At 39.1% G+C, this 18,316-nt stretch carries 16 protein-coding genes and 1 tRNA gene; 6 read left to right on the forward strand and 11 right to left on the reverse strand.

The window, feature by feature from the left end:
- The first annotated feature begins 122 nt into the window (after positions 1-122).
- Positions 123-578 (forward strand): hypothetical protein, encoded by a 456-nt coding sequence (locus tag RIC88_RS03830; protein WP_350216150.1) that lies wholly within the window; start codon positions 123-125, stop codon positions 576-578.
- On the opposite strand, the gene RIC88_RS03835 is transcribed toward RIC88_RS03830, so the two are convergent.
- Positions 575-1,816: a tetratricopeptide repeat protein gene (locus tag RIC88_RS03835; protein ID WP_350216151.1), complete on the reverse strand. Its 1,242-nt coding sequence runs from the start codon at positions 1,814-1,816 to the stop codon at positions 575-577. The genes RIC88_RS03830 and RIC88_RS03835 overlap by 4 nt on opposite strands.
- Before the next feature lie 123 nt (positions 1,817-1,939).
- Positions 1,940-2,110: a hypothetical protein gene (locus tag RIC88_RS03840; RefSeq protein WP_350216152.1), complete on the reverse strand. Its 171-nt coding sequence runs from the start codon at positions 2,108-2,110 to the stop codon at positions 1,940-1,942.
- A gap of 202 nt (positions 2,111-2,312) precedes the next feature.
- On the opposite strand from RIC88_RS03840, the gene RIC88_RS03845 reads away from it, so the two are divergent.
- On the forward strand, positions 2,313-2,744 hold the full coding sequence (locus RIC88_RS03845; RefSeq protein ID WP_350216153.1) for a DUF4920 domain-containing protein: 432 nt from the start codon (positions 2,313-2,315) through the stop codon (positions 2,742-2,744).
- Here RIC88_RS03845 and RIC88_RS03850 read toward each other — a convergent pair whose 3' ends face one another.
- Both RIC88_RS03850 and RIC88_RS03855 read right to left on the reverse strand, forming a co-directional pair.
- Positions 2,745-3,116: a hypothetical protein gene (locus RIC88_RS03850; protein WP_350216154.1), complete on the reverse strand. Its 372-nt coding sequence runs from the start codon at positions 3,114-3,116 to the stop codon at positions 2,745-2,747. It lies immediately after the preceding gene.
- Positions 3,113-5,557, reverse strand: a complete 2,445-nt coding sequence (locus RIC88_RS03855; protein ID WP_350216155.1) for a penicillin acylase family protein — start codon at positions 5,555-5,557, stop codon at positions 3,113-3,115. Before RIC88_RS03855 ends, RIC88_RS03850 begins: the two co-directional genes overlap by 4 nt.
- 80 nt (positions 5,558-5,637) lie before the next feature.
- Between RIC88_RS03855 and RIC88_RS03860 the strand changes: the two genes are divergently transcribed.
- Both RIC88_RS03860 and RIC88_RS03865 read left to right on the forward strand, forming a co-directional pair.
- Positions 5,638-6,258 (forward strand): sugar transferase, encoded by a 621-nt coding sequence (locus RIC88_RS03860; protein ID WP_350216156.1) that lies wholly within the window; start codon positions 5,638-5,640, stop codon positions 6,256-6,258.
- Complete coding sequence (locus RIC88_RS03865) at positions 6,255-7,364, forward strand: DegT/DnrJ/EryC1/StrS family aminotransferase (RefSeq protein WP_350216157.1); 1,110 nt, start codon at positions 6,255-6,257, stop codon at positions 7,362-7,364. Before RIC88_RS03860 ends, RIC88_RS03865 begins: the two co-directional genes overlap by 4 nt.
- On the opposite strand, the gene RIC88_RS03870 is transcribed toward RIC88_RS03865, so the two are convergent.
- From RIC88_RS03870 to RIC88_RS03885, 4 genes are all read right to left on the reverse strand, one after another.
- Positions 7,358-8,215 carry a hypothetical protein gene (locus tag RIC88_RS03870; RefSeq protein ID WP_350216158.1) on the reverse strand — a complete coding sequence of 286 codons (858 nt, stop codon included), beginning with the start codon at positions 8,213-8,215 and terminating at the stop codon, positions 7,358-7,360. The genes RIC88_RS03865 and RIC88_RS03870 overlap by 7 nt on opposite strands.
- Positions 8,216-8,684: 469 nt before the next feature.
- Positions 8,685-8,755, reverse strand: a tRNA-Cys gene (locus RIC88_RS03875).
- A 68-nt stretch (positions 8,756-8,823) separates the two neighbouring features.
- Positions 8,824-10,980, reverse strand: a complete 2,157-nt coding sequence (rpsA, locus tag RIC88_RS03880) for a 30S ribosomal protein S1 (RefSeq protein WP_350216159.1) — start codon at positions 10,978-10,980, stop codon at positions 8,824-8,826.
- Between the two features lie 159 nt (positions 10,981-11,139).
- A complete protein-coding gene (locus tag RIC88_RS03885) occupies positions 11,140-11,649 on the reverse strand; it encodes a hypothetical protein (protein ID WP_350216160.1) in 510 nt (169 codons plus the stop codon).
- Between the two features lie 58 nt (positions 11,650-11,707).
- On the opposite strand from RIC88_RS03885, the gene RIC88_RS03890 reads away from it, so the two are divergent.
- Positions 11,708-13,426 carry an amidohydrolase gene (locus tag RIC88_RS03890; protein ID WP_350216161.1) on the forward strand — a complete coding sequence of 573 codons (1,719 nt, stop codon included), beginning with the start codon at positions 11,708-11,710 and terminating at the stop codon, positions 13,424-13,426.
- A gap of 11 nt (positions 13,427-13,437) precedes the next feature.
- Positions 13,438-14,454, forward strand: coding sequence for a UDP-N-acetylmuramate dehydrogenase (gene murB, locus RIC88_RS03895; protein ID WP_350216162.1), 1,017 nt, complete (start codon positions 13,438-13,440; stop codon positions 14,452-14,454).
- A 1-nt stretch (position 14,455) separates the two neighbouring features.
- On the opposite strand, the gene RIC88_RS03900 is transcribed toward murB, so the two are convergent.
- From RIC88_RS03900 to RIC88_RS03910, 3 genes are all read right to left on the reverse strand, one after another.
- Positions 14,456-14,914: a GNAT family N-acetyltransferase gene (locus tag RIC88_RS03900; protein WP_350216163.1), complete on the reverse strand. Its 459-nt coding sequence runs from the start codon at positions 14,912-14,914 to the stop codon at positions 14,456-14,458.
- Positions 14,915-14,984: 70 nt separating this feature from the next.
- Positions 14,985-15,710: an NAD(P)-dependent oxidoreductase gene (locus tag RIC88_RS03905; protein ID WP_350216164.1), complete on the reverse strand. Its 726-nt coding sequence runs from the start codon at positions 15,708-15,710 to the stop codon at positions 14,985-14,987.
- A 142-nt stretch (positions 15,711-15,852) separates the two neighbouring features.
- On the reverse strand, positions 15,853-18,309 hold the full coding sequence (locus tag RIC88_RS03910; protein WP_350216165.1) for a S9 family peptidase: 2,457 nt from the start codon (positions 18,307-18,309) through the stop codon (positions 15,853-15,855).
- Positions 18,310-18,316 lie beyond the last annotated feature (7 nt).

Raw genomic sequence — 18,316 nt, forward strand, 5'->3', positions numbered from 1 at the left:
GCATATAAATTCGAAAGATAGATAGTGAGTATCTATTTTCCATAGCTGGTTCTTAATGATGAAGGGTTGCTAACAAGCAATCCTTCTTTTTTTTCTTAAAAAGTATTTATTATTTTTATCACATGATAAATGATCGTGTTCATAAGCTTATTAAGGTTCTTGACATGAACCCAACCTCTTTCTCCGAAAGTTTAGAGGTAAGCGTAACGGTTATTTTCAACATAATTAAGGGTAGAAGAAGCAAACCCAGCTTTGATTTAATCCTTAATATCCTTAAAACTTACGATAAGCTGAATGCTGAGTGGCTAATAAAGGGTGAAGGATCTATGTGGAGTGATGATATAGTTACTTCCAAAGAAATAGCCCCAACCCATGTAAACTTAAGAGCACGTATTCGCGAGTTGTTCGTAAAGATGCGCTTGACGCAACCAGACTCACATGAAGTTTTGGAATTGGAGGAATTAGTAACCTTTATGATGGATGAATCTGCAGAGCAAAAGAATAAGTTGATTCTTTTACATGAGCGTCAAGAAGGTATGCTTAAAGTTCTTAAGGAAAAACTAAAATTGAAGGTTTAATCGAGGATTTTTAGATCAATCAATTCCCGTACAATACTTCTTCGCAATTTCGTTTTCTGATACCAATTATATCCTACAGAAAGTAACAGTAGCATTAAAAGTGTACCTGATATCAATTTGGAGTATAAAAGAATAGAAGCAATTCTTTCTTGCTTCTCAACCTCGTCAAAGTAACGCTTGGTGATGAGATCCATATTATATCGCTTGTCAGTTTCCTGGATTTCTGTTTGTAGATGTAGATAGTTGTTAAGGTTTTTGGAGTAAAGATCCTCATAGCGCTTAGCTTCATTAAAGGAATTTAGCCTAAATAAAGCATCGGCTTTTAATTTATACAATTCAAAATGGTCTAAATCTGTAATTTCATCAATGTGTTTTTCAGCTTCATTGAAGTAAAACAACGATTTTTTGATTTCGTCATTTTTAAAAGCTAACTGCCCAAGCTCACTATAGGTAGAAAAGAGAACTGTTTTATCTGTAAGTTGATTTTTTAATTCTAATGCTTTGTTGAAACTAGCTAATGCCATTTCATCATTGTTTTGAGCAGCAAAGCACCTTCCAATATTATGAATGGTATATGCTCGCAATTCGAGAGACAACTCTGCATACTTTAAAGAGTTGTCATGAGCTTTAACGGCCTGATCATAATAACTGGACTCGTATAAAGCAATCCCCAGACGATTATTGTATTTCCAATAGTCTTTAGAATCAAAATCAGTATTAGTTATTAAATCATCTAGTATAGAGATTGCATCATTATATCTTTTTTGATCCATTAGAAGTCCGGCGACATTGAAGTTAATACTCGCTATTTCTTTTCTATCTTGGATAGAATGGGCTATGCTCAAAGCCTTTTTGTAATATTCTTCAGCTAAAGGATACGAATTAAATTTTCTGAAAATGACACCACAGTTTTTGTGTAATGATATTAAATCCACGTTCACCCGCTCATATGTAGACTCTTCAGCGTTCCTAATAGCTTCTAAGTAGAAAATGATTGCTTTACCATAATCACCCTTTACTTTATCATATATGTAAGCGCAAATGAAATTACTCTGAACAATACCAAGTTCATGATTCTGCTTCATGGCATCATCCATTAATTCTTGAGCTAAAACTAATGCTGAATCAGGATGTTGATTTATAAGGGAAGATATAGAATTGATTCTGTCTTCGATTGTGTTGGCACACAATAAAGAGTTGGTTGTGAGAATTACTAATAGCGTAAGAATATATTTCACCCCAAATAACTGTTTCCTATCTGCAATATAAAAAAAACGCTATCAAATCCTTGAAAGCGTTTCCAATATTTTTGATGAAAGGCCACTTCTTATCGACCTTATCAAACAATACTTAGATCATTCTTAGCTGCCTCCTGTTCCTGGAGGATTAGTGTCATCATCATCACCATCCGGATCAGAAGTTTGATTTAGCTCAATATCATCTACAAGTTCTTCCATAGCTGCGTCCTCTTGGCATGCTGTAAATGTGAATAATGCCAAAATTGCAAATGCTGTAAATAGTTTTCTTTTCATAACTCTATAAGGTTTTTAATGATGAATCAAATGTAAGCAAAAAAATTAATTTTACACATAACTAAAAAGTTTTTTTAAAAAATTAATTTTATCAAATTAAAATGTTGATTATAAGTCAGTTATATATAATATTTATTTTTTAATCCAGGAAAATATCCTAAATAAGTAATGCTGATTTATCTTAGCTGAAAAGAATAATCTTATGAGATACATCGCAATAATCCTGTTCGCTTTTGCCTGTAGTAATCCTTCAGAAAAGTTTGCATTTCATGGTGAAGAAATTTCTTCAGAGAACGCTATTTCTGTTGAGGAATTCTTAGCTCAAGTAGGTGAGGAGAATGCTAATTTTAAGGTTAGGGCTACAATTGAAGAAGTTTGCCAAATGAAAGGCTGCTGGATGACAATTATGAATGAGTCCGACATTAACATCCGTGTTACGTTCAAAGACTATGGTTTTTTCGTTCCTAAAGACGTTAGTGGAAGTGAAGTGATTATAGAAGGAATTGCAAAGGAAGAAATTCTAGATGAAGATGTAGCTCGTCACTATGCGGAGGATGGGGGTCAGGAATACGATGAATCCATGAGGAACTCGATCACTTTTGTGGCAAAAGGAGTTCTCATCAAAGAGAGCTGATTAACTGTATAGACTCCTTTTTTTCTGCTTCAGGAACAACTGTCTAAAGAATGTTCCCGACAAGGAAGCAAATCCTCCGGAAAGACCTCCAACGAGTCCGGTAGCAAACACGAGTAAAATCGGATCACTTACCTGCATTATTTCAGCTACGGTATTGCTGAAGGCGGAATTATTTTGAACATCTAAATTCCACGCATGACCCATCCAGACGAGACCAACACCAAGAAAACCGGCTACAAATGCGTTTAGACCTGATGATGGTGAAATATAGCAAACAAGAAATGCCACGGCCATAGCCGTCCACCAGGTAAAAATGGGAGATAGGAAATAAGTAAGGGCTCCAATAAAGATTAATCTTATTATCAGTTTCATTTTTCTGGTTTTAGCGTTATGCTGTGATTGACTTTTTCATGTTTCGGGCTGAGGCTCTTTTCAAAGAGAAGTTGGTAATACTCTCCGGAAGCCCAATCATCAATCATATGACCATAGGTTGGGTTTCCTGGATTACCTGACTGACTTCCAGGGTATACTCCCCAGGCATTAACCTCTCCAGCACCTAATTCAACAACCATTCGCCATGAAGGTCCATGAGAACTTGATGCTGCATTAACTATGGATCTGTTTCCACCAATTTTGACCTGACCTTTGCTGAAAGGTTCTATTCTAAGAAGGTGCTTGATGGTTGTGTTCTTATATTGATACCAAAGAAGTGAATTCCCTTCTTTCTCTAAATACTCCTCAAGTGAGTTTATAGTTTCTTTAAAGGTTTGTCTGTACAAGTCTCCGCTTGATTCAACGACCGAAGTATACTTGTTATCAATCATGGAAAAATCAGGTTCCTTCTTCAGAATTTCTACGGTATTAAACCAGTTAGGTCGATACACGGCTACTTCACTACTATCAATTTCGTCCCAAAGTTTTGCATTTAGTTTTCTCCACCATACCTCATAAATTGTGGGTCCTTGAATGTCAGGATCATTAAAATAGTCCCAGTTTACAAGCTTGTTATAGTAACTCCATTCGAGATCTGTAAATGAAGCAGAGTCCAAACTATCTAGCATCATTGGCAAAGCTTCTGAGGCATTGTAATTGAAATTGTCATGTTGCAGATTCATCATGTCTTCTACTGTGATGTTATCCATTACACGCAAACGATCATTAATTCTCCTACCTCTATAATGCTCGTAGTGATAGTCATACTGATAGTAGGGATAAAGCGAATCAGCGGCATGTTGATTTGCAGAACTCACGAAATTTTGTGGAGGGTTCTTAACATGAAGGTTATGTGAATGCGGCATATATGCCTTCCATTCGTGATCGATATTGCTTCCATCCATTAAAAACTTCCCTTGTTCTTCCCATTTTACCGGGAACTTTCCGTTGATCCACAAGGCTATATCACCATTTACAGATGCAAAGGAATAATTCTGAGGAGGGCCACTGAAATACCCAAATGCTTCAACAAATTCATCATAATTTTCAGCTTTATTCCCCATATAAAGTGCTTTGATCTCTTTGCTTCCTTCATGAGCAGTCCATTTCATTGCCAAATTGATCAGCTCACTTCGGTCACTACCAAAGTTTCTATCATAGACTAGTGGTCCGTGATGGGTATATATAATGGTATCATAAAAGCTGAATGATCCCCTTACTTTGATTTCCTCGATTACTTTTTTGGTTGGGACCCAATTGTCATTGTATAAATACTCGTCCCTGGTTTCATCTTTAAACTGTATATAGTACCAGTCTACCAAATCTCTCTTAGCGTTGGTATTGCCCCACGCAATTGAATCATTGTATCCGATAATAACTCCAGGTCCCCCGGGAAGGGTGGCACCCATCACATTTATTTCAGGGGAGTTGAGTTGCATTATATACCAGATGCTTGGCAGGTTTAAACTGAGGTCCGGCTCATTTGTTAATATCACCTTTCCGTTAGCAGTTTTTTCACCATTGACTACAAAACTGTTACTACCATTATCCTCATTCGGATTCTTAATTATTGGATCAGTGAACTCAAGAGGAAATGTTACATCTGGTTTCTTAACAATAATTGGATCAAAATTAAATTTTGTTCCGGCTGGAATTACCGGATCAATGGTATCCGGGCGTTCAGGGTATAGTATCTCAAAAACTTCCCTTCCCCATAATTTAAGTGCATTCGTATGCTCTAAATCTCTTTCCCCCCGAGATAGCATATTATTCATGTTTGATATGAGAAGAAAGCACTTTAATGGCGTCCAGGCTTCCGGCTTATAGTCCAATAATTTGTATTCAATAGGGAGATCAGCATAGGATAGCGAGTTGATATATGCATTAACTCCTTCGGTATATGATTGAATCAACGCATACACTTCCGGTTCTTCTTTCTTGAAAAGTTCTTCTGATTTTTTAGCCCCATACATTAATCCTATGCGTCGCATTTGCCTATCAACATCTACAATGTTTGCATTGCCAATTTTTGGACCGAGAACTTCCGCCAGACGTCCTGCTGCAGAATAGAGTTGGAATTCCATTTGCCATAACCGATGATAGGCGGTTACATACCCTTGCGCGAAAAACAAATCTTTCTCATTTGAGGCGAAAACATGAGGAATCAGCAGTTCATCAAAGTAGATATTTACACTATCTGTTAGTCCATTTTCTATTTCATTTGATTCAATATCGATTGCCTCATTTTCAGCATTTTGCCAAAAACCATGAAATGGGCTTAAGAATTTTCCAAGGGGAGGAACAACTCCAATCTTGGTGTTCAAAGCAATGCCTAAAGCAAGGGTAATGCTAAATGAGATGACAAATCGAAATGTTTTCATTTAATGAGCCACTTTGGCCATTTCTGTGCTGATTGATAAAAAACTTAATTTGAGGTGAAAAATATCAAATAAAAGGGGTAATGCCTATTTTTAGCGAGATGCACAGAGGTAAATTTTATATAAGCGTAATAAAGCAATTTTTTGATCGCTTAACAGCATCTGTATTATTGATTTTACTAAGTCCTTTACTCCTTATAATTGGACTTATTTTGGCACTTCATTTTTTAAAAACTCCCATATTCATTCATAAGCGAGTTGGTAAAGGTGAACGAATTTTTAGCTTGTTCAAGTTTAGAACAATGAAAACCGATTTTGATGAGTCCAGTATTACAAGTTTGGGAAAATTCATGCGATCTATTTCGGTAGATGAATTACCGCAGCTACTCAATGTAATCAAAGGGGATATGTCTTTTGTTGGGCCAAGACCATTACTTATCGAGTATCTTGATTTTTACAATACAGAAGAGAAAAAACGTCATGAAGTATTGCCTGGAATTACCGGTTGGGCCCAAGTGAACGGTCGTAACGCAATAGATTGGGAGAAAAGGATGAGTTTAGATATTGAATACGTTGATAATATTTCATTTGGATGGGATATTAAAATTTTGGGCAAAACAATTATGGCATTATTGCGACGGGATATGACTTCATATCAAAAAGGAAAGACAATTAAGTTTAGTGATTACGCATCAAAACGATGAAGCACGATCGGATATACCTATCGCCCCCCAATGTTGGCAAAGATGAACTGGAAGGAGTAAGTAGTGTGCTACAAAGCGGATGGGTTGCTCCGGTGGGTCCTGCGCTGGATGAGTTTGAGTGTCAACTGGGTGAGCTATTCAGCGGGAAGGAAGTGTTAGCAGTCAATTCAGGAACCGCAGCACTCCACTTGGCTCTCAAGCTTTGCGGGGTTTCTGATGGCGATCGAGTACTTACCAGCAGCTTCACATTTGCAGCGTGTGCCAATGTGATTTTATATGAACGAGCCATTCCTGTATTGCTGGATAGTGAGGATATCACCTGGAATATGGATCCGAATGTCTTATCTAACTATTTATCAGGTTGCAAGATTTTACCTAAGGCAATAATCATTACTCATTTGTATGGGATGCCTGGGCAAATGAATCAGATTCTTCAGGTTGCTAAAAACTTTAATATCAAAGTCATTGAGGATGCAGCGGAAGCTTTGGGAGCAAAGTTGAATAGCAAAAACGTTGGCGGTCTTGCTGATTATGGAATTTTATCTTTCAATGGAAACAAGATTATTACCACAAGTGGAGGAGGAGCATTGATTTGTACCGATGCGGAGAGGAAAAGTGCACTTCATCTGGCTACTCAGGCAAATAGCAGCAAACATGGGTATGATCATCATGAGGTGGGGTATAATTATCGAATGAGCAATATTTTAGCTGGGTTGGGCTTAAAACAGCTAACGCGTCTCGAAGAATTCATCGCTAAAAAAAGGACGATATTCGAAAGGTATAGAGATGCTCTTAATAGCAGTTTTGATTTCCTTGAGGAGCCTGAAGAATATCAATCTAATAGATGGTTATCCACTGCTTTGCTTAAAGACAATCACGTGAATGTGAATGAGTTAATTCAATATCTGGCCGATCAAAACATTGAGTCAAGGGAACTTTGGAAACCATTACATTTACATGGAGCCTATTCAAAGTATGACTTTATTGGAGAAGGTATTTGTAAGAAAATCTATCAAAAAGGTATTTGTCTACCATCAGGGACTGGTTTATCTGAAGAAGACCAGGAAATTGTTATTGATCAGATAAGAAGATGGGTTAATCAGTAAGCAGATGGCTTTTTAATGATTGCTTTATTTTTCCCCGTAAACAAGTCCGGCGGTAGGAAGATTTCTACTCTAATGCCTATCTGAATAAAGCTGTCGTTGTTATCCGGATTGCCTCTAGGTGAGCCAGGAAGAATTTGATCATAAAACTCCTGATTGACCACTCCAACTTCTTCTTTACGATCACTCAGCAGGGCTGCTGTTGTATTTGCAAATTCCGAAGCGTATGTACTAGAAACATCATCTAGATAGTCAGTGAAAGTAAAATGATAGGATATTTCCAGATTGAAATTCAGGAACTCATTCGCTTTAAACTTGGCGCCAATTCCGACAGGTATTGTTGTGACCCATTTTTTGTATTCTACTCCTTCTGTTTGTGCATCTCTTAATTTGTACTCCTCTCCCCCAAGGGTAGCAGTGGGCGTAAACTTCATATATCCTACACCCGAAAAGAGATAAGGATCAAAGAACAATCTTTTGTAGTAATCTCCCTGGTAAGGTTTTAAATAATAGATGGTGTGAAGCTGAAAATGAATATTTCTTGATTGAAATGACAAATTTCTTTGTCTTTGAAATGTGCTGTCCGGAGCATTTCTATCAGCTCCCGATAAGCTGAAATATGATCCTTCCAAACGAGCACCAATACGATTGAGAAGGCGTGCCTCTATTCCGAAATTAATCAGAGAGATATCATCGTTGATGGTGTTATTGTAATTTAATTCTCCTAAATAGGTGGATGCACCAGTGCCTACAGAAAATGAGAAATACCGATCGCTAAATTGCCAGGACAGAAAGTTCTGCGAGTAGCACGAAATGTAGAATAGTAAGAAAAATGCTGTGAGGAGTTTTCTCATTAGAGTTCAAAAATATTGCAGAAAAGTTTCCGACCGTTGCAGATCGGAAAACAATTTCTACAAATAATCACCCTAATCGTTTGCTTTTGCGAGTAAACCATGCTTGGTCTGTTGCTACAAACACGGCTACTAATATTAATGAGAAAATTAATGTTGCCATAACTAATGTGTTACAATACAATATTACGGGAGATAATGACCAGGAAGGAGTGGGGTAAAATCCTAAATATTAATAAGCATAATACTTAAGAGTGCTTCGCATTTCGAACCGAATGGTACTCATCCGCAATATGAAATAAAAAAAGCAACCTTTACAGGTTGCTTATGCGAGGCGCTGAGCGGATTAGTTCATACGCACTTGCATGCGCATAACCCCTCATGAACCTTCCTTCGGGTCGGTTTCGAACCTACGGTTTTCATCCGCACAATATGAAATAAAAAAAAGCAACCCTTACAGGTTGCTTATGCGAGGCGCTGAGCGGATTCGAACCGCTGTAAAAGGTTTTGCAGACCTCTGCCTAGCCACTCGGCCACAGCGCCATAAAATTTGATGCAAAAGTAGAAAAAAAGAGCCACCTGAAGTAAATCGGATGGCTCTTTAAATTGATTTATTTCTCTTCTTCCTCTTTTTTGGTTTTCGCCTTAGTAGCCTTCTTCGCAGAAGATTTTCCAGCGTCTTCCATTTTGTCCTTCAATGCTGAAAGGGCATCCAGATCACCTAACGTAGACTTTTCGACTTCTTTGTTGATTTTGTCTAGCGTGTTTCCTTTTTTACCACCTCCAGTAGACTTCTTACCAGTAGAAGCTTTTGGTTGCTCAGCATCTTTGTCCCAAATAGCAGAGTGAGAAAGAACGATTCGTTTATCATCTTTAGAGAACTCAAGCACTTTGAATTCAAGTGTTTCACCTTCAGAAGCTGTAGTTCCATCTTCTTTCTTAAGGTTCTTAGGAATTACCTGACCTTCAAGTCCGTATGGAAGTTCAACTGTCGCAGCTTTGTCAGAAACACTAGTCACCGTACACTTATGAGTAGAACCTTTAGTAAATACGGTTTCAAACGTATCCCATGGATTTTCCTCCAGGTGTTTGTGGCTCAATGCCAGTCTTCTGTTTTCAATATCAAGCTCCATCACTTTCACTTCCAGCTCATCTCCAACCTTCACAAATTCTGAAGGGTGCTTGATTTTCTTTGTCCATGACAAATCAGAAACGTGAACTAAACCATCGATACCTTCTTCAAGCTCGATGAACAAGCCGAAGTTTGTAAGGTTTCGAACAGTTCCTTTGTGCTCCGTTCCAATAGCATAATTAGTAAGAACATCTTGTTTTGTCCATGGATCTTCAGTAAGCTGCTTGATACCAACAGACATTTTTCTTTCATCTCTATCGATTGTCAATACAACAGCTTCGATCTCGTCTCCAACATTGATGAAATCAGATGGATTTCTTAGGTGTTGAGACCATGACATTTCAGAAACGTGAATCAATCCTTCAACACCAGGGATGATTTCAAGGAATGCACCATAATCTGCCACATTCACAATCTTACCTTTCACTTTAGATCCAACCTCGATATCCTTATCAAGTGAATCCCAAGGATGATCAGTAAGCTGCTTCATACCCAATGAGATACGCTGTTTGTTGTCGTCAAAATCAAGAACCACAACATTTACTTTCTCATCAAGGTTAAGCACCTCTTCCGGGTGATTGATTCTACCCCAGCTGATGTCTGTAATGTGAAGTAGACCATCTACACCTCCAAGATCGATGAATACACCGAAGTTGGTCATGTTCTTGATAACTCCTTCTAGTACCTGACCTTTCTCAAGGTTGTTCAGGATTTCAGCTTTTTGCTCTTCAAGATCTTTCTCGATCAATACTTTATGAGATACTACCACGTTATCGTTCGTGTAGTTGATTTTCACCACTTTCACCTCCATTGACTTACCAACGAATACGTCAAAGTCTCTGATAGGCTTCACATCGATTTGTGAACCAGGAAGGAAAGCTTCCACACCGTAAACATCTACGATCAAACCACCTTTGGTTCTTCTTTTCACAAATCCTTCTATTACTTCATCGTTATCAAGGGCACCCTGAATAGATTCCCAGGCCTTAACGATTTTTGCTTTTCTTCGGGAAAGAACAAGCTGTCCATTTGCATTTTCCTGCTCTTCAATAAAAACCTGAACTTCGTCTCCCGCTTTCAGGTTAGGCATATCTCTAAACTCAGAAAGAGATACAAGCCCATCTGATTTGAAGCCGATGTTGACAATTACTTCTCTGTCGGTAACTCCTACTACCGTTCCGGTAATTAGTTCTTTTTCTGTGATCTCAGTAAGCGTCTCCTCATAAAGCTTCTCCATTGCTTTACGGTCAGCCTCAGAGTATTCATCATCAAAACCGTCATCATCAAAATCAAAATCGCCAGCCGGTTCGATTTCCGGTTCAGCTTTTTTAGCAGGTTTCTCTGCTTTCGGCTCTTCCTTCTTTTCTTCTTTCTTCTCAGCCTTTGGTTCTGCTTTAGCTTCCACTTTTTCTTCCTTCACTTCTTTCTTGGCTTCAGCTTTTGCTTCGTCAGTTTTCTCAGCTTTAGTTTCTTTTTTTGCAGTTGCTGTTGAGGCTTTCTTTTCGTCTTTCACCTCTTCTTTTTTGTCATCTGCCTTTTTGGTTGCTGTTTTTTTTGTTGTCGTTTTTTTTGCAGCAGTTGCTTTTGCTTTAGTTTCTTTTTCCTCAGCTTTAGCAGTTTCTTCTTTCTTTGCCATAATAAAAAATGACTCCCGTTAGGTACACTGTGTCAGTTGGAGTCAGGTACTGACCAGCATTTTTGTTTAACATCTTTTGGAAACAACCAAAAGCATTCCATTTTGGAACGGAGCGCAAATTTAGGGAATTTGCTTTATAAAACCATGAAATTGATAGTGCTAAAACTCAGCAAAGAAAACAGGGTATATATCCTCAGGTGTTTTTAGTTTTTTTAGCTTCTTCTCGATTGATCGGGTCTTATCGATTTTTATAAAATACAATAATTGATTTTGAGCTTTATTTATCTCTTTCAGCAATGGTAATCGCTCATCATAATTTGAAGGTGAGAGTTGGTCGAGCTTCGATTGACTAGATTCAATTAGTGTTTGCCCCGCTTTATAAATATGCTTCTTGTACTCTCTGGTGATTATTTCGGTTCCTCCACCATAAGCAGCATAAACCTCCTCATCTTTAAAATATAGAGATTCGATTTTGGTATTGTTTGTTTGAATTTCCTGAACTATAGCATAGTGTTTTTCTTCAACAGAAGAGGGATTGGAATTAGTACTATTGGTTTTGTTGACCTGAGTTTTTTCGCCTGGTGAATTCGTTTCTTCATTGTTAGCAGTTTGACAAAATACGCTTCCGGAAAACAATAAAAAGGTCAAATAGATTAAGGTACTCTTCATGTAAACTAAATTTGAATAATAATTAATAATAAATTACGGATGCGAATATATAATTACTATGAATAGATACCACACCATTCAGATTAGATCACTAACCATTTGTGTAATCATTTTACAAATGTTTGCCATTAGCTGTAGCCAAGGGGAAAAGAACCAAAAACTATTCGCAGACAAAATCATTTTCAACGGGTCTATTTATACGGTGGATGAGGCTAATTCGACTGTTGAAGCAGTGGTGGTTAAAGCAGATACCATTCTCTATGCGGGTACTTGGGAAATTGCTGAATCTTTTAAAGGAGATTCTACCGAAATGGTGGATTTAAATGGAAATACAATGACTCCCGGTTTTGTTGAAGGTCATGCGCACCTAATGGGAGTGGGATACAACCTTATAAATGTAGATCTGATGGAAGCCCAATCTTATGCCGAGGTAATTGATATGGTGAAAGAAAGAGCAAGTAGCACACCCAAGGGTCAATGGATATTAGGCAGAGGATGGCATCAGGATAAATGGGGAAATAAGCCAGAGCGAATGTTTCGAAATCTGCCAACGCATCATGACCTCTCTGTAGCGGTTCCGGATCATCCTGTTTATTTGAGTCATGCCAGCGGGCACATGGCGCTTGCCAATGCAAAAGCAATGGCGCTTGCCGGGATTAATTTAGAAACAGAGCAACCAGATGGTGGCGAAATATTTATGGGAATGGATGGTCCAACTGGTATTTTTAATGAGACTGCTCAAGGGAATATTCGAAAAGTGATTCCTGCTACAACAAAGGAAAATGCCTCACAAGCTTTGAAACTGGCAATTGATGAATGCTTGAAATATGGGATTACCTCGTTTCAGGATGCCGGATCAGGTCGTGTGGTTGAATTGTTCAAGGAGTTTGGTGAGCAAGATAAACTTAAAATCCGATTGTATGTGATGCTCAGAGGAGATTTGGAGTTAATGAATGAGTATTTTGAAAAAGGACCTGATATCGGATTATATGATGATCATCTGACTATAAGAGCTGTGAAGATGGCTTCTGATGGTGCATTAGGTAGTCGCGGGGCGTGGCTCATTGAAGAGTATTCTGATGCATCGGGTGAATTTGGACATCAGGTACAGCCGATGACTCATATTGACTCTTTGACTCAGGAAGCATACAAGGCTGGATTCCAGGTCTGTGTTCATGCCATTGGTGATCGTGCGAATAAAGAGGTTCTCGATCTATATGAAAGAACCTTTGAAGCCAACCTTCAGGAAGACCCACGCTTTAGGATAGAACATGCACAACACATGAGGGCAGAAGATATTCCTCGCTTTGCTGAGTTAGGAGTTATTCCAACTATGCAAGCCATTCATATGGCTTCTGACCGTCCATGGGCGATTGACCGTTTGGGCAAACAAAGAATTGAGGAGGGGGCTTATATGTGGCAGGCTTTATTACAATCAGGAGCCAGAATTGTGAATGGTACGGATGCTCCGGTAGAACCACTCGATCCAATTCCAAGTTTTTATGCATCCGTATCAAGAAAAACCCTGAAAGGAACCCCAGAAGAAGGTTATGAGCCGGATCAAAAAATGACACGTGAGCAAGCGTTAAGGTCATATACGCTTGATGCTGCTTATGGGGCGTTCATGGAAGACATCATTGGTTCAATAGAAGTAGGGAAATATGCTGACTTTACAGTCTTCGATAAAAATATTATGACCATTCCTGAAGGGGAAATTTTGGATACCAAAGTGGCAATGACCATCATTGGTGGAGAAGTAGTGTACGAAGCTGAATAAAGTAACCTGCATTGATAGTACAGCAAAACGTTTCCCTAAAGCCCTACAACACTTTCGGACTGGAAGAAAATGCGGGCTTTCTTGCTATCATAGATTCCATCGATGACCTGGATGAAATTTATCAGACAGGTCGTTTCAGATCGCAAAAGAAAATGATTCTAGGTGGTGGGTCGAATGTACTTTTCACCAGAGGGTTTACCGGTATAATTGCAAAAAATGAGATCAGAGGGATTCAAGTTCAAAACGAAACAGAAGAAGATGTTTTAGTTTCAGTAGGTGCCGGTGAAAACTGGCATCAGTTTGTTTTATGGTGTGTAGAGAGGGGATATGGAGGTATTGAAAACCTTTCATTAATTCCCGGAACAGTGGGAGCTGCACCCATGCAAAATATTGGAGCGTATGGGGTCGAATTGAAGGAGGTGTTTCATTCCTTGGAGGCTTATGAGATCAAATCAGGAAAAACTATTTCTTTCTTTAAGGAAGATTGCAAGTTTGGTTATCGCTACTCAATCTTTAAGGGTGAACTTCGAGATGAGTACGTCATAACCAAGGTATTTTTCAACCTTTCTAAAAACCCAACATTTAATGTTTCTTATGGTGCGATTAAGGATACACTTGAAGAAATGGGAGTGGGGGAGCTAACCCTTAAGAATGTAAGTCAGGCGGTGATCAACATTCGGCAGTCTAAGCTGCCAGACCCAATGGATATTGGGAATGCCGGTAGTTTCTTTAAAAATCCGATTATAGAAAAATTACACTTTGAGGCCTTAGAAGCTCAATTCCCTGATATTAAGAGCTATCCGATTGATGCCGATAAAGTAAAGGTACCGGCAGGATGGCTTATTGAAAAAGCAGGATGGAAGGGATATAGGGATGGGGAAATTGGTGTCCACGAAAAGCAAGCGCTTGTGTTAGTCAACTACGGAAAAGGCCGGGGAAAAGAACTCTTTAAGCTATCAAATGAGATCATGAAATCCATTCAGGGTCAGTTCGGGATTGAGTTGGAACGAGAGGTGAATATCATATAGGTCAAGTCTGATTGTACACGCCTTCAAAATCACTTTTGGTAAGTTTCATTGGAGTGATCGGAATATCATAAAACTGAGTAGTAGGCCCGGTAACCTTTGCTCCAAGTGACAAAAGCAACTCTACTGTAATGTCTCTTGCATCAATAATAATTTGGTCTATTCCACATTGAAAAAGTTCTTTAAAGGAGCCAATGGCTAATTTCTTCCCCAGTCCCCTTCCTCTTTGGCCTTCGTCAACTGCCAATCGACCCCAGTGCCATTCCTTTCCATCTTTCCATGCGGCGACCGTACCGACAATGGCGCCTTCATCTTTTATGCACCACCATAGTTGCTGTTTATGTTGTAAAGGAATAAGCTTTTTAGGTATGTGCTGCTCATTAGTGAAGATCGTCTCAAGAAACAAATAAGCTTCAGGCAGAGATGATTCACGTAATGGCTCTATTTCAGAAATTCGACTCACCATCCTAATTTATCAAAAAAATCAAATCCTACACGAGGCGTAACTGGGTCTCATGGAATGCTAAAAACTATTAGCTTTCAATGTTATAGATTACCGGCATTTGTCCCTTCCACTCATTCCATAATGCCTTATCGGTAATTAAGCTAGCCATAAAGTGACTCACATTGATGCGGCTGGTTTTTCCCGGATTGAAAATGGCACTTCTGATTGGCGAGGGGAATATCTCATATTTAGATACCTTGTCCTGATTGATTAGTGTATCCGGGCGAACAACCACCCATTCTATGGATGAATCCATTTGCCCAATATTTAATCTAAGATAATCTGCAGCTTTTTCATTGTCCGCGTGTGGAGGTAAAAGCAGCCTGAGAATATTAATTACAAGTCTTTCCCCAAAAGAAATGTGTTCATTCAGGTCCCTGTTTTGATTACCGGTTGTGTTCATCAAAACAAACTTTATTGACTTTTGAAGCATGTTTATTTTGTGAGCTTCACATAGTAAGCGGGTTGCATCCTTCACCAATTTTCTTGGTTGTCCATAGATGCCTTTCCACGTCAGGTTGTGTCCTAGGCATGAGGCAATTGCGTCACAACCTTTCAGATGGCCAGCCATCTCATCCAATGAAATATTTAGTACCTCTGCTTTGATAATTGATACATTGTCATTCTTATTCCATTCTTTTGGGAGCTTTTCCGGAGACCTCACAATTATCCTGACTTTGTGCCCCATTGCCAGTAGTTGCTGAACCAATTGTTTTCCTGTTGCCCCGCTGGCACCTACGACTAATGTTGTCATGCTTGTTTATTGTGAAATTTATATTTTTTTTCTTGCTGGAAAAGTTGGTTTCTCTAAATAGTCATTGAAATTTAAGATCAGTGATACGACAACAAAAAAGCCGAAACTCGCGATCCGGCTTTCCTTAGGTTGGTCATAAGCATTATTCATCTTTGACTTCCATTTCTACAGTAGTTTCCATGGGGTCACGGTTTTTCACGTGCTCTTCCAGCCACTGGTCCTGCTCCCATAGTACATGCATAATGCTTTCTTTGGCTCGATAGCCGTGGCTTTCTTTAGGGAGCATTACCAAGCGTGCAGGACCACCCAGCCCTTTCAGTGCATTGAAGTACCGTTCACTTTGCATGGGGTAGGTGCCGGAGTTGTTGTCAGCATTGCCATGTACCAGTAGAAGTGGTGTCTTCATTTTATCCGCATGCATAAATGGCGACATGGTGTTATAAACTTCCGGAGCATCCCAGTAAGAGCGTTCCTCACGCTGGAAACCAAACGGAGTAAGGGTTCGATTGTATGCGCCGCTTCGGGCAATACCCGCGGCAAATAAATCTGAGTGACTCAATAGATTCGCAACCATAAATGCTCCATATGAGTGTCCACCCACACCCACGCGATTACGGTCGATGTAGCCAAGCTCGTCTACTGCATCAATCGCTGCTTTTCCATTTGCTACCAATTGTTTTCTAAATGTGTCATTGGGCTCTTCATCACCTTCTCCCACGATTGGAAAGGCTGCATCATCCAATACCACGTAACCACGTGTCACCCAAAAAATTGGTGAACCGTACCACGGGTAAATGAACTCGTTCGGGTTTGTTGTGTTTTGTCCGGCACTTGATTTGTCTTTGTATTCAACAGGATAGGCCCATAGAATCATCGGCATTTTTTCTTTTTTTTCTTTGTCATAACCTACAGGTAGATATAGTGTGCCTGTTAATTCCAGTCCATCATCACGTTTATAAGTAATCACTTCTTTGTGAACATCCTGGATACTTTTAAATGGATTTTCAAATTGTGTGATAGGCTTCAAATCCATTTTCTTTTTGATATTTCTAACGTAGTAATTAGGATACTCAGTCGGCGACTCCAGTCGAATAAGAATTTCTCCTTTATCCATATCGATAGCATCAACCAAATCTTCCACTTTGTCAGTATATGTAGATTGATAAAGCCTTGTAGTTTTTCCACTTTCAAGATTCATCTGATCCACAAACGGAAATTGACCTTCATCTGTAAATCCATCGCCCATTAAGTAGGCAGTTCCATTGTACATTGCCAGTACAGATTGATTGAGCCTGTTTTTGGTAGTTACAAAATCCCCCGGATCACTGTATGCATCCTGATAGTTTCGATCAAAGATGATTTTCGCTTCTTGCGAATTGTCTGATGGATTGAATACATACGTTTTTGTATTTCGATTGTCGAACCAATAGTCATATGCTACAGCAATTTCATCGGCACCCCAGGTGATTCCGGAGAATCGATTTTTGGTTTTAATTATTGATCTTTCTTCGCCAGTAAATGGAGCGGGAAGCTCGAAAACTTCATCACGATATTCCATCTCTTTAGCAGGATCACCTTCATCAAGTGCTTTGGCCCATACCATCGTAGCAGGTTTATCTGAACGCCAACTAAATGATCGTTTTTGATCAGTTGTTGCCATAAAGCCTTTTGGACGAACTTCATCCACAGGCATATCCAAAAGCATCTTTACTGTATTTCCGTTTTTGTCATAGATAGTTGTTTCTGAGGCAAATCGATAGTATGGTACTAAGTAAGAGAATGGTCGTTTGATTGTGGTAATCAAAACATAATTTCCATCAGGTGAAAAGTCCAGTTCTTCATGCATTCCGGTATCCATCCATTTGGATAAGTTACCATCTATTGTCACTTTATAGATTTCAGACTGTGCTAGCTGCTCAAAATTCTTTTCATCAGTTGGATCCTTTAATAGATCCTGATAGGTACGATTTTGAGCTTTTGCTCCTGTGCTCTCCGTCACTGTTGGGCCTGTGGGAACAGCAGTTTCGGTATTAATAAGAGGTTCTCTATCATCCGGAAGCATTTTCACCAGCAATGCTTTTCCATCAGTAAACCATGTCATAGGTGAACCTAAATTCGCATTAGCGCCTGCATTAGTTAATTTTTTGGCGAATCCTTTTTCTACATCTAAAACCCAGATTTCCACTCCCGTAGTGGTAGTATGAGTAAAAGCCATCATAGATTCATCCGGTGACCAACTGAAGTAAGCCAGGCGTGCATTTTCAGGCAGTCCTGATACCTGTTTAGCATCGGCATCAAAGGCTTTCTTTACTTTGATATTATTATAAAAAGTAGTTCGACTCCCAATATTAGTTACCGGATTAATTCGCAACCCACCCAGTCGCAACTCTTCCTCAGAAAGTTCTGCAATTGTCTTATAAGCATCGCGATAAAGTAGTACTACGTTTTCTCCTTTATTATCAATGCGTACCCAAGGCGCAAGCGGAGCATCAATGAGTTCTTTAATTTCTGCCGGTGGTTGCTGATATTCAAGTGAACCTTGTGCTAGCGTGGCAATCGATAGTAGGAATAGCAATGCATAATTCAAAATCTTTTTCATGATCCAA

The organism is Ekhidna sp. (assembly GCF_040220215.1).
GTDB lineage: Bacteria > Bacteroidota > Bacteroidia > Cytophagales > Cyclobacteriaceae > Ekhidna.